This is a genomic window from Weizmannia agrestimuris (genome assembly GCF_943193165.1).
Lineage (GTDB): Bacteria > Bacillota > Bacilli > Bacillales > Bacillaceae_C > Weizmannia > Weizmannia faecalis.
On sequence record NZ_CALPDC010000001.1, the window covers coordinates 158041 to 172472 of the forward strand.

Annotated in this window: 17 protein-coding genes; 10 read left to right on the forward strand and 7 right to left on the reverse strand. The window is 47.6% G+C overall.

The window, feature by feature from the left end; all coding sequences use genetic code 11:
- Entirely contained in the window at positions 1-1917 is a 1917-nt protein-coding gene (gene mutL / locus NFR98_RS00755; RefSeq protein ID WP_017551562.1) for a DNA mismatch repair endonuclease MutL, read from the forward strand.
- Between the two features lie 319 nt (positions 1918-2236).
- Here mutL and NFR98_RS00760 read toward each other — a convergent pair whose 3' ends face one another.
- From NFR98_RS00760 to NFR98_RS00780, 5 genes are all read right to left on the reverse strand, one after another.
- Entirely contained in the window at positions 2237-2503 is a 267-nt protein-coding gene (locus NFR98_RS00760; RefSeq protein ID WP_014098487.1) for an excalibur calcium-binding domain-containing protein, read from the reverse strand.
- A gap of 247 nt (positions 2504-2750) precedes the next feature.
- Positions 2751-3110: a hypothetical protein gene (locus tag NFR98_RS00765; protein WP_026683680.1), complete on the reverse strand. Its 360-nt coding sequence runs from the start codon at positions 3108-3110 to the stop codon at positions 2751-2753.
- Positions 3111-3190: 80 nt separating this feature from the next.
- The gene (locus NFR98_RS00770; RefSeq protein ID WP_026683681.1) at positions 3191-3484 is read right to left on the reverse strand and encodes a hypothetical protein; all 294 of its coding nucleotides are present in this window, start codon (positions 3482-3484) and stop codon (positions 3191-3193) included.
- Positions 3477-3686, reverse strand: coding sequence for an aspartyl-phosphate phosphatase Spo0E family protein (locus NFR98_RS00775; protein ID WP_014098484.1), 210 nt, complete (start codon positions 3684-3686; stop codon positions 3477-3479). Before NFR98_RS00775 ends, NFR98_RS00770 begins: the two co-directional genes overlap by 8 nt.
- An 89-nt stretch (positions 3687-3775) precedes the next feature.
- Positions 3776-3958, reverse strand: coding sequence for a hypothetical protein (locus NFR98_RS00780; protein WP_014098483.1), 183 nt, complete (start codon positions 3956-3958; stop codon positions 3776-3778).
- A gap of 259 nt (positions 3959-4217) precedes the next feature.
- On the opposite strand from NFR98_RS00780, the gene miaA reads away from it, so the two are divergent.
- The 6 genes from miaA to NFR98_RS00810 all read left to right on the forward strand — a co-directional run bounded on the left by miaA (position 4218) and on the right by NFR98_RS00810 (position 10704).
- On the forward strand, positions 4218-5171 hold the full coding sequence (gene miaA, locus NFR98_RS00785; protein WP_026683682.1) for a tRNA (adenosine(37)-N6)-dimethylallyltransferase MiaA: 954 nt from the start codon (positions 4218-4220) through the stop codon (positions 5169-5171).
- A gap of 174 nt (positions 5172-5345) precedes the next feature.
- Positions 5346-5576, forward strand: a complete 231-nt coding sequence (gene hfq, locus NFR98_RS00790) for an RNA chaperone Hfq (protein ID WP_013859183.1) — start codon at positions 5346-5348, stop codon at positions 5574-5576.
- Positions 5577-5845: 269 nt separating this feature from the next.
- On the forward strand, positions 5846-6787 hold the full coding sequence (gene spoVK, locus NFR98_RS00795; RefSeq protein WP_014098480.1) for a stage V sporulation protein K: 942 nt from the start codon (positions 5846-5848) through the stop codon (positions 6785-6787).
- A 283-nt stretch (positions 6788-7070) separates the two neighbouring features.
- Positions 7071-8321, forward strand: coding sequence for a GTPase HflX (gene hflX, locus NFR98_RS00800; RefSeq protein WP_014098479.1), 1251 nt, complete (start codon positions 7071-7073; stop codon positions 8319-8321).
- Between the two features lie 73 nt (positions 8322-8394).
- Positions 8395-9666 carry a methionine gamma-lyase family protein gene (locus NFR98_RS00805; RefSeq protein WP_014098478.1) on the forward strand — a complete coding sequence of 424 codons (1272 nt, stop codon included), beginning with the start codon at positions 8395-8397 and terminating at the stop codon, positions 9664-9666.
- Positions 9667-9804: 138 nt separating this feature from the next.
- Complete coding sequence (locus NFR98_RS00810) at positions 9805-10704, forward strand: 5'-3' exonuclease (protein WP_026683683.1); 900 nt, start codon at positions 9805-9807, stop codon at positions 10702-10704.
- Positions 10705-10791: 87 nt separating this feature from the next.
- Here NFR98_RS00810 and sspL read toward each other — a convergent pair whose 3' ends face one another.
- Positions 10792-10932, reverse strand: coding sequence for a small, acid-soluble spore protein L (sspL, locus tag NFR98_RS00815; protein ID WP_013859188.1), 141 nt, complete (start codon positions 10930-10932; stop codon positions 10792-10794).
- Positions 10933-11073: 141 nt separating this feature from the next.
- Between sspL and NFR98_RS00820 the strand changes: the two genes are divergently transcribed.
- On the forward strand, positions 11074-11250 hold the full coding sequence (locus tag NFR98_RS00820) for a zinc-finger domain-containing protein (RefSeq protein ID WP_014098476.1): 177 nt from the start codon (positions 11074-11076) through the stop codon (positions 11248-11250).
- A 234-nt stretch (positions 11251-11484) separates the two neighbouring features.
- Here NFR98_RS00820 and cspD read toward each other — a convergent pair whose 3' ends face one another.
- Positions 11485-11688 (reverse strand): cold-shock protein CspD, encoded by a 204-nt coding sequence (gene cspD / locus NFR98_RS00825; RefSeq protein ID WP_013859190.1) that lies wholly within the window; start codon positions 11686-11688, stop codon positions 11485-11487.
- Between the two features lie 313 nt (positions 11689-12001).
- Here cspD and mntR point away from each other — a divergent pair, with 313 nt between their 5' ends.
- The gene (gene mntR / locus NFR98_RS00830; RefSeq protein ID WP_014098475.1) at positions 12002-12421 is read left to right on the forward strand and encodes a transcriptional regulator MntR; all 420 of its coding nucleotides are present in this window, start codon (positions 12002-12004) and stop codon (positions 12419-12421) included.
- 312 nt (positions 12422-12733) lie between these two features.
- On the forward strand, positions 12734-14419 hold the full coding sequence (locus tag NFR98_RS00835) for a formate--tetrahydrofolate ligase (protein WP_014098473.1): 1686 nt from the start codon (positions 12734-12736) through the stop codon (positions 14417-14419).
- Positions 14420-14432 lie beyond the last annotated feature (13 nt).

Below are 14432 nucleotides of genomic sequence, written 5' to 3' on the forward strand. Positions count from 1 at the left end.
ATGGGAAAAATTGCACAACTGGACGAGTTGCTTTCTAACAGGATTGCAGCCGGTGAAGTGGTCGAACGGCCGGCATCTGTCGTGAAGGAACTGGCGGAAAATGCCATTGACGCGGAAAGCACAGTTATCGAAATTGATGTCTGGGAAGCCGGTATGGAAAAAATCCGTATGATTGATAATGGAACCGGCATCGAGCCTGACGATGTTGAGCTTGCTTTCTCACGCCACGCCACAAGCAAAATCAAAAACGAACATGATCTGTTCCGGATTCGTTCGCTCGGTTTTCGCGGCGAAGCGCTCCCGAGCATTGCTGCTGTTTCCCGTGTTGAGATCGTCACCTCAACCGGAAACGGGCCCGGGACAAAAGCGGTCATTGAAGGCGGGAAATGGGTGGCCCGCGAACAGGCACCGAGCCGGAGAGGAACGGAAATTACGGTCACCGATTTATTTTTTAACACGCCTGCGCGGTTAAAATATATGAAGTCGATCCATACCGAGCTCGGCAATATTACCGATGTGGTGAACCGCCTCGCGCTCAGCCACCCCGAGGTGTCTTTCCGCCTCCGCCACGGCGGAAAGATGTTGCTTCAGACAAGCGGGAACGGCGATGTGCGCCAGGTGCTTGCCGCCATTTACGGCTTAAACATTGCCAAAAAAATGATTCCGGTACACAGCCAAACGCTTGATTTTGAAATCAACGGGTTTATCGCTTTGCCGGAAATTACGCGGGCTTCGCGCAACTATATTTCCACGATGGTAAACGGCCGGTTTATCAAAAATTACGTGCTTGTAAAGGCCATATTGGAAGGGTATCATACACTGCTCCCGATCGGCCGCTACCCGATTGTGTTGATGTCGCTAAAAATGGATCCGGTTTTAGTCGATGCGAATGTTCACCCGGCCAAGCTTGAAGTGCGGTTCAGCAAAGAAAAGGAGCTGTGCCGGGCGATTACGGGCGCGATTAAAGCTGCTTTCAAAAAGCAGGAATTGATTCCGTCCGGCATGGTGCGGCAAGCAGAAAAACCAAAACAGGAACAGGTGTCGTTCCAGCTTGACCATTTGCCGGGAAAAACGGAACCGGAAACTCCGAAAGCTTTCTCCGCGCCTGTTGCGCCGCACCCATCGCCCCGGCCGGAGGAAACGGAAATGGGGCAGCACGATAAAAGCCCGGATGCAGAACCCCATCTCAGCGTGGAACAGCCGGCCGCAGATTTCCCGGCATTTTCAGGGGAAAATCTGGATTCTGTTTTTCCAGATGAAATCCATGAACCGGCGCGCGATGGATTTGATGTTGAAGAGGCAAGAGGGCAGGACGCGGCACAGCAGCCGGCATCCCGCATCCCGCCGATGTATCCGATCGGCCAGATGCACGGCACGTATATTTTTGCCCAAAATGAAAACGGCTTGTATATCATTGATCAGCACGCCGCCCAGGAGCGGGTCAAGTATGAATTTTTCCGCGAAAAAGTCGGCGAAGTGAAAAAAGAAGTGCAGGAAATGCTTGTGCCGCTGACTTTAGAATACGCAACGGACGAAGCCATTAAAATTCAGGAGAACCTCGATGCGCTGAAAGAGGTCGGCGTTTTCCTTGAACCATTCGGGCACAACAGCTTCATTGTCCGTTCCCATCCGACATGGTTTCCGAAAAATGAGGAAAAAGAGGTCATTGAGGAAATGATCGAGCATGTCCTTTCTATAAAAAAAGTCGATATTAAAAAATTGCGTGAAAAAGCGGCGATTATGATGAGCTGCAGAGGGTCCATCAAGGCGAACCGGCATTTGCGCAATGACGAAATCCAGGCACTGCTCGATGCGCTCCGAATGGCATCCGACCCGTTTACATGCCCGCACGGCCGTCCAATCATCATCCATTATTCGGTGTACGAACTCGAAAAAATGTTTAAACGGGTCATGTAACTCCCGGATCGCGAAACCCCTTGATGATCAAGGGGTTTCAATCTTTTTAACGGGTGTTTGACCACAATTTGACCACATTTCAAACATGTTTGAGATCGTTGTATTGTTCAACCTTTTACTAGCGTATCGATACCATCTTCCACTAAAGGCCCATCAGCCCGTTAACGATAAGTGCTTTGGATAATACGAGAGGGGGTGAAGTTTTTTGTTCTGATTCTTGACTTTTGTCATTCATTGTGATGACGCCTTGTTTAGAATCGCTGTTCACGCCATATAGGTTCCGTCTTTGATTCTAAGAAAAAGCCTAGAGGGCCTTTTCCTATCTTTCACAAGCGATACTATCATGGTCCCTGTCTTTTGTTTTATTTTTGTCATACAATGCTTTTGAAACGTATGGCTTATAGTGTGTCTTTCCACCTTTGTTTTTTGCGCTTTTACTTCTTGCAACGCCGCCTTTGTAATCTTTATTCAAGGCTTTACAGTTGGCATAAGTCTTTGCCTTTGCCGCATCAACATCATGAGAAGCAGCAAACGATACTCCGAAAATTAGGCCGGAAGCAACTGCGACTGAAATGATTTTTCTCACTATAATTCTCCTCCAAGTTCACTTAAATGATTTTATATAGTCACCAATGAAAAAGATGTTATAACTTCCATATATACCTAATTCTTGTAGTGGACGGAACAACTTCGGTATGAGCAATTGGATACCATCGTGTTAAAGAATATAGAATACATATCTATCAAATAGACTGAGGTTTCCATGCATTCATCCGATTTTCATCTGCAAATGACTTTACAGAGGGGCAACTTCCTTTACATATACGATTTGGTCACTGATTTTTATTTTGCTTCATCATATTAATTTCGAATTCTGCGTCTGCAACTTTTCTATTTACAAAAATGACACCATTCCGAAGATCTTTGATTTCCTCTTTGACGCCTGCAATCTCACCGTGGACATGGTGGACATCCATTGATAGGGCATCAATCTTTGCATCTGTTTCTTCCTGGCGGTCGCGTATGGTTCTGACAATTTGTCCCAGTTCTTTTTGACCCGATTCTAAGACTTCAAACTTATTGTTCAGTTCTTTTTGGCCGGATTCTAAGGCTTCAAACTTTTGGTTCAGCTCTTTTTGACCCGATTCCAGTGAGCTTAGCTTCTTAAGGATAAGTTCCAGCTTCTGATCCATTATCAATCTCCTTTCAAATGGTTTTGATGAGCTTCTTCTTCGGGGTGAATTTCTATCACCATCCATTATATATTGCATTTTTAATCCAATCCATAGGAATTCATCTCTGTCCTGAAAATATGCGCCGGCTGATTCTCATCTTCCGCTGGTGCCGCATTCGATGCGGTATGACATCTCATTTGTTTTGCAAGGCGCAGATTGCTTTCAATCACGGGCCGTACAAGTCCTTTTGTTTCCTCGTCGATTGCAAGCGCCACGCCGGAGGCCACTTTTCCAGGATGCAACGGCTGACGGGCCACCATCACGACGACGTGCAGAAAAGCAGCGACTGGTCTTTGTTTTAAGGTATTGGGCGGATGGAAGGAATTAATCATGGAAAGAGCCGTCTTTGCTTTGTGCGAGCATTACCAGCTGGTATTCATAAATCAGTTTGTCCAATAATTGGCTTTGGCGGATTGTTTCCGGGTGGTTCATGCCGTTTTGTTTGGCACACTGCATCAATTGTTCGCGGAGGATGAAAATATTGCGGGACAGATGGGCAGAGGCAAGTATGAGATACTGATTCGTTTTTTCCATGCAAACATCCCTTTCGGAGAAAAATAAGAAGATTAGAAAAACAGTTTTGAAGAAAAGGCAGCATGAGCGTGTTTTGGAGGCGGTTGTGCTTAAGATGGTTTTTTTGCGGAGCTGGCAGGCATATCGTTTGAATCAGGGTCAATGGCATGCCTGAGCAAAACGATATCTTCATATATGCTTTTTTTCACAGCCTCATACGGGCATTTGTGGTATTCATCTAAAAGCCGCCCTAATTCAATGATGAAAATGATGCGTTCGTCATTTTTAACCATACGAAAAAACCTGCCTTACATAGATCATAATGATTATCCTTATTATATAGTATAAATGGACCGGATGTGAAGCAGGACTTTAGCCCTATACACACTTTTTTAAATATTTTTTCGTAAGTGAATTTTCAAGGATGAATAAAATCCCGAAAAAAGGGAAACTGTATAGATGTTCTGTTTGCTGTTTTATGGTACGATAGAGACGGAAAAATCCGGGGATTTAAAGAATGCTGCAATCTCCGGCATAAAAGGTAGGGTACGAATGGCAAAACAAAAACTGATCGTACTGATCGGCCCGACAGCATCAGGAAAAACGGCACTTAGCATCCGCCTCGCGAAAAAATTCAATGCTGAAATCATCAGCGGCGATTCGATGCAAGTATACAGAGGCATGGATATCGGCACAGCAAAAATTACGCAGGCTGAAATGGAAGGGATTCCCCATCACCTGATCGACATTAAAAATCCGGATGAGTCTTTTTCGGTTGCTGAATTCCAGCAACTGGTACGGGAAAAAATAAGCGATATTGCTTCCCGCGGCAAGTTGCCCATGATCGTCGGCGGCACAGGGCTTTACATACAATCTGTCTTATACGATTACCGTTTTTCGGACATTGCCGGAGATCCGGCATACCGCGCGGAACTTGAAAAGATTGCAAGGCGGGAAGGGCCCGGCCTGCTTTATAAATTACTGGAAAAAACCGATCCGGAAAGTGCCGCAAAGATTCATCCACATAATGTCAGAAGGGTGATCCGGGCGTTGGAAGTAGGCCATTTTTCCGGTAGGACGATGCAAGACTACAAGAAACAGCAACAGGATGAACCGCTTTATTGTGCGGCGCTCATTGGGCTTGTGATGGAGAGGGAGAAGCTGTATCAACGCATTAACGAACGGGTCGATCAAATGATGGAACGCGGTTTAATCGAGGAAGTGAGAAAGTTGTATGACAAAAATTTGCGCGGTGTCCAGTCCATCCAGGCGATCGGCTACAAAGAGCTTTACGATTACTTTGACGGGCGCATGACCCTTGACGAGGCTGTTTCCCGCTTAAAACAAAATACAAGGCGTTTTGCCAAAAGACAGCTTACCTGGTTCCGCAATAAGATGGAAATTGAGTGGTTTGACATGACAAAAGAGGAAGAAAAGGAAAAAAAATTTAAAGAAATTTCCGCTTTCATAGCAGGAAAGCTACAATTAAAATCGAATAGTTTATAATATAGAGTATAGCCAGGAACACGCGTGACTTCAGTCATGAGATGCTCCGGGCACCGAACCGCAGAAACTGCGGGGGCTGCCTGCTAAAATCACCGGAGATCCACCGGCGTTTGCAGGAATCTCGCGGCTTTAGTCATGAGCAGGTTAAAATAGAGAGAAAGAGGAGGATTCGCAATGAACAAAGCCATCAATATTCAGGACCAGTACTTAAACCAATTGCGGAAAGACGGTACGGTTGTCACAGTCTTTTTGATGAACGGCTTTCAGCTTCGCGGCCAGGTAAAAGGCTTTGATAACTTCACCGTGCTGATTGAAACAGACGGCAAACAGCAACTCGTTTTCAAACATGCGATTTCAACGTTCCAGCCGCAAAAAAATGTTCAAATCAATTTCGAGGAAAATTAAAACAAAATGTCCGGCAGCTTGCCGGGCATTTTAAATATGTGTACTGTTATCCGCTTCTGAAACATAAACTGATACAGATCATTATTTCTCGGGAAAGCGCAAAAACCGACAATTTCCCCCGCCATTTTGGATGGTGCTGATTTTCGACCGGTGCGGATTTGAAAAACAACCGGTTTTCTTATGCCGGACAACAAGTTTTTGTACGTGGGCATTTGTCACACTCCCGGCCCAATCCGCGTATATTGTCTGTAGAATGCGAGGTGGCGGTGATGGATCAACCGATTCGTATGAAAAATAACGGCCAGATCAATATTGTCCTCCATGCGGGCCAAAGGGAGGCCGTTATTCCCCAGCCGAAAATAGAAACCGGCAAAAAAGATTTATCAGCAGAACATGAAATTTTAAAAGAAATTGAAGATGAACTTGGCACGCTCGTCGGAATGGAAGAAATCAAAAAAATGGTTAAAGAAGTTTATGCCTGGATCTATATTAACAAGAAAAGGGAAGCCGCCGGGTTAAAAACGGGAAAGCAGGCCCTTCATATGATGTTTAAAGGCAATCCCGGAACCGGCAAAACAACTGTCGCCCGATTGATCGGGAAATTGTTCCATAAAATGAATGTATTGTCAAAAGGCCACTTGATTGAGGCGGAAAGGGCCGATCTGGTTGGCGAATACATCGGCCATACGGCGCAAAAGACAAGAGATTTGATTAAAAAAGCGATCGGCGGCATTTTATTTATTGATGAAGCGTACTCTCTCGGCCGCGGCGGCGAGAAAGATTTCGGGAAAGAAGCAATCGATACGCTTGTAAAGCATATGGAAGACAAACAGCACGAATTTATTTTAATTTTGGCCGGCTATTCAAACGAAATGGATTATTTCCTGAGCCTGAATCCGGGACTGTATTCCCGGTTTCCGATCGTGTTCAACTTTCCTGATTACTCGGTAGAGGAACTCATGGATATCGGGAAAAGGATGCTGACGGAAAAAGAGTATACGCTCAGTTTGGATGCAGAACGGAAGCTTCGCGATCATCTGGCTTTTGTCAAAACAACGAGCACCCCTGCCAGTTTTTCAAACGGCCGGTATGTGCGGAATGTAATTGAAAAGTCAGTGCGCGCCCAGGCCATGCGGCTGTTAATGCAGGCTTGCTATGACCGCCATGAGCTGGTCACGCTGCGCAGCAGTGACCTTGTTTTTCCGGACTGACGCCTGCATCCTATGCAGTTTGCAGCAGGCGCTTATTTTCCGTAGGGAAGCTTAAATCGGCTTTTTCGGCCAGATGTTTCGCACGGAAAATAAGCAGCCCGGGAAGACATTTTTAAGAAAGGTAAGCCCGGGCATAACAGCGCCCGGGCTTTTTTAATGGGGGCGGTAAAAAAGCGATATCGCATGAAGCCATGCCCTGTTTCCCAAAAAAAGCGCCTCGACATGTTATACTTGGGCGTTTTTTGGTAAGATAACAGGTATACTGGACGGAACAGGTGATGAAATGGAAAATAAAAAAGAAAGAGCAATTCTTGTCGGATGCGAATGGAGCGGCATCAGCCACAGCCGTTTTGCCTATTCAATGGAGGAGCTGAAGCGGCTTGTCGAAACGGCGCAGGGGGAAGCGGTGCTTGAAGTCGTACAAAAACGGGACAGGGTAGATGCTGCTACGTATATCGGAAAAGGCAAGGTAGCGGAACTAAGGGCGCTTGTTTCAGAACTGCAAGCTGATCTGATTGTTTTTAACGCGGAACTTTCGCCGAGCCAGCTCCGCAATCTCCAGGCCGCGGTGGATTGCCGCGTGCTGGACAGGACACAGCTCATCCTTGATATTTTTGCGACGCGTGCCCGCTCAAAAGAAGGGAAGCTCCAGGTGGAACTGGCGCAACTTGAGTATTTGCTGCCGCGTCTTGGCGGGCGCGGGACGGAGCTGTCGCGGCTCGGGGGCGGAATCGGCACGAGGGGGCCGGGGGAAACCCAGCTTGAAACGGACCGCCGCCATATCCGCCGCCGCATTTCTGAAATCAAGGCGCAGCTTGAAACGGTTGTCCACCACCGGGAGCGGTACCGCGAAAGGCGGAAAAAGAACCATGTGTTTCAAATTGCGCTTGTCGGCTATACCAATGCCGGAAAATCGACATTGTTTAACCGCCTGTCTGCCGCAAATTCTTATGAAGAAAACCAGCTGTTTGCCACGCTTGATCCGATGACAAGAAAAGTTGTGTTGCCAAGCGGTTATACGGCTTTGTTGACGGATACGGTCGGATTTATCCAGGACTTGCCGACGACACTGATTGCGGCGTTCCGCTCGACCTTAGAAGAAGTGCGGGAAGCCGATTTGCTTTTGCATGTCATTGACAGTTCCAACCCGGATTATGACAACCATCAAAAAACGGTGCAGCGCCTGCTTTCCGAACTGGAAATGAACCATCTACCGCAGCTTGCCGTTTACAATAAAATGGATATAAAAGACAGCCATTTCGTGCCCAATGCACAAAACAGCATCATGATCAGCGCGAAAGACGAAAAAGACATCCACCGGCTGCTGTTGGAAATTGAAAAACAAGTGTTGGCCGAAATGGTGCCGTATCGCGCGCTTGTCCCGCAAACAGAAGGAAAGCTGCTTTCAGTTTTAAAAAGTGATACCATTTTAAGAGAACTAATTTTTAAAGAAGAAAATGAGGCATACCAGTGCAAGGGATATGCGCTTCCAGGCCATCCGGTTCTGGGCGCGATACAACAATATGCTGAATAAAAACCTTGCGCGCGGGTGCATGCAGCGGGTTGCCTTGCATGCACCCCATATTTTGAACGGAAAGGTGTAGAAGATGTACCAGTATTTGACTCATGGTGCCAAACTCAGGCAAATGGCAGAAGAGGCCGAGCGTCAAATTCGCCCGGTCCACAGCGCAATAGAAAAACGGGCGGAAGCGAACCAGTTCCGCGTTTTGCAAAGTTTTCAAAAGTATAAAGTGAGCGAGTCGCATTTTTATCCGTCGACCGGATACGGCTATGATGACGCCGGCAGGGAAACACTTGAGAACATATATGCCGATGTTTTCGGCGCGGAAGCCGGGCTCGTCCGCCCGCAAATCATTTCCGGGACACATGCGATTACGATTGCGCTTTTCGGCGTCCTCCGCCCGGGGGATGAATTGCTATACATAACCGGAAAGCCGTACGATACGCTTGATGAAATTACAGGGGTGCACGGTAGTGGCAACGGTTCGCTGCAGGAGTTTAACATAACCTATAATTATGTAAACTTGAAGGAAGACGGCACGGTCGATTTTGAAGCGGTAAGAAAAGCGATCCATCCCCATACAAAAATGGTTGCGATCCAGCGCTCAAAAGGATATGCGTCAAGACCTTCGTTTACAGTGGATGAGATCGGGGAAATGATCCGCTTTGTAAAAGAAATCAAGCCGGATGCAGTTGTGTTTGTCGACAACTGCTACGGCGAATTTGTAGAGGAGAAGGAGCCATGCCATGTTGGCGCGGATTTAATGGCCGGTTCGCTTATCAAAAATCCGGGCGGCGGGCTTGCGAAAACGGGCGGCTATATTGTCGGGAAGAAAAAATGGGTGGAAAGCTGCGCTTACAGGATGACATCTCCCGGAATTGGCGCGGAAGCAGGAGCATCGCTTTACAGCCTTCTTGAGATGTACCAGGGCTTCTTTCTGGCGCCGCATGTGGTGGCAGAGGCATTAAAAGGTGCGGTGTTTACATCGGCAATCTTGGAAAAATCCGGGATGAATACGTATCCGAAATGGGATGCGCCGAGGACGGACCTCATCCAGTCCGTTGAATTTGGCGACCCGGACAGCATGGTCGCCTTTTGCCAGGCGATCCAGTTTGCTTCACCGGTGAATTCATATGTGACGCCATACCCGAGTGATATGCCCGGTTATGCGGACGATGTCATCATGGCAGCTGGCACGTTTATCCAGGGGGCAAGCATCGAGCTTTCCGCCGACGGCCCGCTCCGCCCGCCATACACCGCCTATGTTCAGGGCGGCCTTACGTATGCGCATGTCAAAATGGCCGTCCTGCTCGCGCTCGACCGGTTGATGGAAGAAAATCTTGTAGATCCCAGTTGAATTTTTCCCTGCTTTGATCTACGGTCGGCTGGATTTCAACCGGGCACAATGGTTCGCCCGTTTAGAACCGCCTTTTTTCAATGCGGCCAGTTGCTGGTTGTGTTATAATAACAGGATGATATTTGATGAGGTGATCGCATGAATAAGAGGCCGCATTTGCTTTTAATTGACGGGATGGCGCTCCTTTTCCGGGCTTTTTATGCCACTGCCGTGACGGGGCAGTTTATGGTGAATTCTAAAGGGATGCCGACAAACGGCGTGCAGGGCTTTTTGCGCCATTTGCTTTTGGCGGCTGAGAACAAAAAACCGACGCATGTGGCCGTTTGCTGGGATATGGGGAGCAAAACGTTCCGCAACGACCTGTACGGTGAATATAAAGCAAACCGGGACGTCCCGCCGGTTGAGATGATTCCGCAATTTGACCTGGCGAAAGAAACAGTGGAAGCTTTTGAAATTCCAAATGTCGGAGTGGCCGGGTATGAAGCGGACGACTGTCTTGGCACCCTTAGCAGCCGGTTCAAAGACGAGGCGGATATTTCCATTTTGACCGGCGACCGCGACATCTTGCAGCTTTTGGATGACCATGTGGAAGTCCATCTCCTCCAAAAAGGGTTCGGAAATTATAAAACCTATACAAAGGCGGCGTTTATGGACGAATACGGGGTGACGCCGCGGCAGTTTATCGATGTAAAAGCGCTGATGGGCGATGCAAGCGACGGGTATCCGGGTGTGAAGGGGATCGGTGAAAAAACAGCGTTTAAGCTCGTCAGCCGGTTTGGAAACATCAGCGGCATTTTGGGGCATCTCGGGGAGCTCACCCCGTCGCAGCAGAAAAAAATCAAAGCGGGATTGGAGATGCTGCACCTGAGCAGAAAACTTGCTGAAATCCGTTGTGATGTGCCTGTGGCTTTTTCTTTGGAAGAAGCGCGGTTTGGCCAGATTCCTGAAACGTTTATGGAACTGATGGAGGAACTGGAATTAAAAATGGTAAAACGCCATTTGGTTACAGCGCGGATAAACGCAAGCTTCATTTCTTAACCACTTTGCCCGGTTTAATTGGGGACGGAAAGTGGAAAAACAGCATTCAGGACAAGAATGCTGTTTTTCTTCTCCGTTTTGCGATTGTCAGATTTTTGTATTGGACTTTTTCGCGCGGTTTTCAAGGGTTGTTTTTGGGTCCGGCGCGAATGCCGCATCCTGTGCGATTCCTTGCGGCGTAACGGAATTTGCCGCTTTACCGCGGTTTGTATTGTCTTTTTTAGCCATCCTGATCACCTCTTGTTATAGCATGCCCAAATTCGGGGAAATTTTGATAAAGGGATCCCCGGGAAAGTCAGGCGTGCCGCAATGGATAAATGCACGTGCAATGCGGATGGGAAAGCTGGCGGAAAGAAAGAAGGGATAAAGATGGAAAGAAAACAACTCATCCGGGAAGTGGATGAAATATTAAAGACGTATTGTGAAGGCTGTTTTTTAAAATCGCATTTCCGGAAAACACGTGGGAAAAAATATGCCCACCAGTTTTGCATCCGGCAATGCACGGTAGGCGAAAAGCTGAAAAAATACGGCGACCGGTTATCGTGACGGGTGTTACAAAATGCGGGAAACAGGCGGCACCCGAAAACGGTTGCCCGTCTTGCCGTATTAAATCGAACAAAGTCGGCTCAGACAACAGGCGTGGCGGAAGACATCGCAGACTGTAAACAGTATACTGATGCAACAACCGGAAAAATGCCACAATCCGGTATTGTGAGGACTTACACAAATGCAGAAAAATAAAAGGCTGGCATAAAAGCCAGCCTCGTTGCATTCTATGATTTATGAAAGTTTTGTTACATTCGCTGCCTGAGGTCCGCGGTTGCCTTCAACGATGTCGAAAGAAACAGCTTGGCCTTCTTCCAATGTTTTGAATCCTTCACCTTGAATAGCGGTGAAATGAACGAAAACATCGTCTCCACCTTCAACTTCAATGAACCCGTAGCCTTTTTCGTTATTGAACCATTTTACTTTACCGTTTTGCATTTCTTAATCCTCCTAAATCAAAAGCACGTTCGTGCCAAAAAATGTTGCATTAAACAGATGAAAAACCGCCATCAAGGTCTGGGAAATCACTTGTTTAATGTTATAATTAATATACTCCATCCGGTATGGATAGTCAAGACAAACGAATCAAAAATGAGGGAAAATTGTTGTGAATTCTTAAATTTGCAAGCGGTTTAAAACTGGCGCAGCTTTTTTCAGGAATTCTTGTACATCATCCGTGATTATAGTAAACTGATGGTATTGTTATTGTACCGGCAGACTCAATATTTGTTGTAAGAATGGGGGCCCGTGGATGCCGACACCTAGTATGGAAGACTACATTGAACAGATTTTTATTCTGATTGAAAGCAAAGGATATGCGCGTGTTTCTGATATTGCAGAAGCGCTTTCCGTTCATCCTTCATCCGTCACGAAAATGGTACAGAAGCTGGATAAGGATGATTATCTTGTTTATGAAAAATACCGCGGACTGGTCCTCACCCCAAAAGGTAAAAAAATTGGAAAACGGCTCGTCGACCGCCATCATTTGCTTGAACAGTTTTTAAGGATCATCGGGGTCGACGAAGAAAATATTTATAGAGATGTAGAAGGAATTGAACATCACCTGAGCTGGAATTCCATTGACCGGATCGGAGACCTTGTCCAATACTTTGAGGAAGATCCGGGCCGGGTGAACGACCTGAAGCGGCTTCAGGCACAAAACGAGGATTGAATTTTCCGGCCTCCCTGCCCTTGAAATGGGTGCTGGTTCCTTTTTATGCACCGGATGATGGGGCATGTTGCCTAAAAGGCTGTCTGCCGGCACGCATCAGGATTTAGAACCCTCCCTGCTTGATGCAAGCAGGGCTCTTTCCCGCCAGCCGGAAAACAAACTTCGCATGGCGCCTTTATGCAGAAAATTAGGGCTAGAGCCAAACGATTTTCCGGTATGGGTGAAAAAATCCTTTTTTCAGGTGCAATGGGCTACAGGGGTATGTAGAATAGAAGATGGAAGCAGATTTTTGATGAAGCGGAGGATTTGACATTGCCAAGCCATTCGATTGGAAAGACGGATATTGATATTGCACAGCATGCTTCGCTGAAACCGATCAAAGAAATTGCGGAAACCGTGCAGCTTGCAGAAGAAGACCTTGAATATTACGGGAAATACAAGGCGAAAATTACATATGAAAAAATCAAGCAGCTTAAAACCAAAAAAGACGGAAAATTATTTCTTGTCACTTCCATCAATCCGACGCCGGCTGGGGAAGGCAAGTCAACCGTCACAATCGGACTCGGCGATGCATTAAAACAGCTGGGCCATAAAACCGTGATTGCCTTAAGGGAGCCATCACTCGGACCGGTCATGGGGCTGAAAGGGGGCGCAACGGGCGGCGGTTATGCACAAGTCTTGCCGATGGAAGAGATCAATCTTCATTTCACAGGCGATTTTCATGCGATTACCGCTGCCAATAATGCCATTTCCGCTTTGCTGGACAATCATATCCACCAGGGAAATCGATTGCAGATTGACCAGCGCCGCATTGTCTGGAAGCGGGCGGTCGATTTAAATGACCGGGCGCTGCGCCATGTGGTCGTCGGTCTCGGCGGTCCCGGCCAGGGCGTGCCCCGTGAAGACGGATTTGACATTACGGTGGCTTCTGAACTGATGGCCGTTTTATGCCTGGCGGAAGATCTCGAAGATTTAAAAAGGCGGATTGCGAACATCGTTGTAGCCTACAATTACGAAAAGAAACCCGTGACCGTCGGTGACCTCGGAATCGAAGGCGCGATTGCCTTATTGCTGAAAGATGCTTTGAAACCGAATCTTGTCCAGACGATCGAACATACACCGGCGCTTGTCCACGGTGGCCCGTTTGCCAATATTGCGCACGGCTGCAACAGCGTGATGGCGACCAAAACCGCTTTGAAACTGGCCGATTATGTCGTCACGGAAGCCGGCTTTGGTGCCGATCTCGGTGCTGAAAAATTCCTCGACATTAAAGCGCGGGCAGCCGGCTTGAAACCGGACGGCGTTGTGATTGTCGCCACCATCCGCGCATTAAAAATGCACGGCGGGGTGTCAAAGGAAGATTTGGCGGCAGAAAATATTGCGGCTCTTGAAGCCGGGCTTTTAAACCTGCAAAAACATGTTGAAACGATCGCTTCATTCGGTCTGCCGTTTGTCGTTGCCATCAACCGGTTTATATCGGACAGTGATGCGGAAATTGCTGTCTTAGAAAATTGGTGCAGTGAACGTGGCATTCCTGTGTCGCTTACGGAAGTGTGGGAAAAAGGGGGCGCAGGTGGCATAGATCTTGCGGCCAAACTGCTGGAAGCCGCCAAACAGCCACATACATTCAGGCCGGTTTACCCGCTTGAATCAACCATTGAAGAGAAGATAGAGGCGATTGTGCGTCAGGTGTATGGCGGCCGCGGTGCCGAATTTTCCGCGAAGGCGCAAAAACAAATCCGCGAATTTGAACAATTCGGATGGGGACATCTTCCTGTTTGTATTGCAAAAACGCAGTATTCCTTATCCGATGACCCGCACAAAACGTGCCGTCCGTATGATTTTGCGATCCATGTCCGCGAACTTGTCCCGAAGCTTGGCGCCGGGTTTATCGTTGCCCTGACAGGAGACGTTCTGACCATGCCGGGTCTTCCGAAAGAACCGGCCGCTTACCGGATGGATGTTGATGCGGACGGCCGCGCATCCGGGCTCTTTTAAACGGGGGACAGGC

Coding starts and splice junctions, on each gene's coding strand:
- NFR98_RS00805 (WP_014098478.1), top strand. CDS start 8,395: ATGTACCAGTATTTGACTCATGGTGCCAAACTCAGGCAAATGGCAGAA.
- spoVK (WP_014098480.1), top strand. CDS start 5,846: ATGGATCAACCGATTCGTATGAAAAATAACGGCCAGATCAATATTGTC.
- cspD (WP_013859190.1), bottom strand. CDS start 11,688: ATGCAAAACGGTAAAGTAAAATGGTTCAATAACGAAAAAGGCTACGGG.
- NFR98_RS00775 (WP_014098484.1), bottom strand. CDS start 3,686: ATGGAAAAAACGAATCAGTATCTCATACTTGCCTCTGCCCATCTGTCC.
- NFR98_RS00820 (WP_014098476.1), top strand. CDS start 11,074: ATGGAAAGAAAACAACTCATCCGGGAAGTGGATGAAATATTAAAGACG.
- miaA (WP_026683682.1), top strand. CDS start 4,218: ATGGCAAAACAAAAACTGATCGTACTGATCGGCCCGACAGCATCAGGA.
- NFR98_RS00810 (WP_026683683.1), top strand. CDS start 9,805: ATGAATAAGAGGCCGCATTTGCTTTTAATTGACGGGATGGCGCTCCTT.
- mntR (WP_014098475.1), top strand. CDS start 12,002: ATGCCGACACCTAGTATGGAAGACTACATTGAACAGATTTTTATTCTG.
- hflX (WP_014098479.1), top strand. CDS start 7,071: ATGGAAAATAAAAAAGAAAGAGCAATTCTTGTCGGATGCGAATGGAGC.
- NFR98_RS00765 (WP_026683680.1), bottom strand. CDS start 3,110: ATGGATCAGAAGCTGGAACTTATCCTTAAGAAGCTAAGCTCACTGGAA.
- mutL (WP_017551562.1), top strand. CDS start 1: ATGGGAAAAATTGCACAACTGGACGAGTTGCTTTCTAACAGGATTGCA.
- sspL (WP_013859188.1), bottom strand. CDS start 10,932: ATGGCTAAAAAAGACAATACAAACCGCGGTAAAGCGGCAAATTCCGTT.
- NFR98_RS00780 (WP_014098483.1), bottom strand. CDS start 3,958: ATGGTTAAAAATGACGAACGCATCATTTTCATCATTGAATTAGGGCGG.
- NFR98_RS00770 (WP_026683681.1), bottom strand. CDS start 3,484: ATGATTAATTCCTTCCATCCGCCCAATACCTTAAAACAAAGACCAGTC.
- hfq (WP_013859183.1), top strand. CDS start 5,346: ATGAACAAAGCCATCAATATTCAGGACCAGTACTTAAACCAATTGCGG.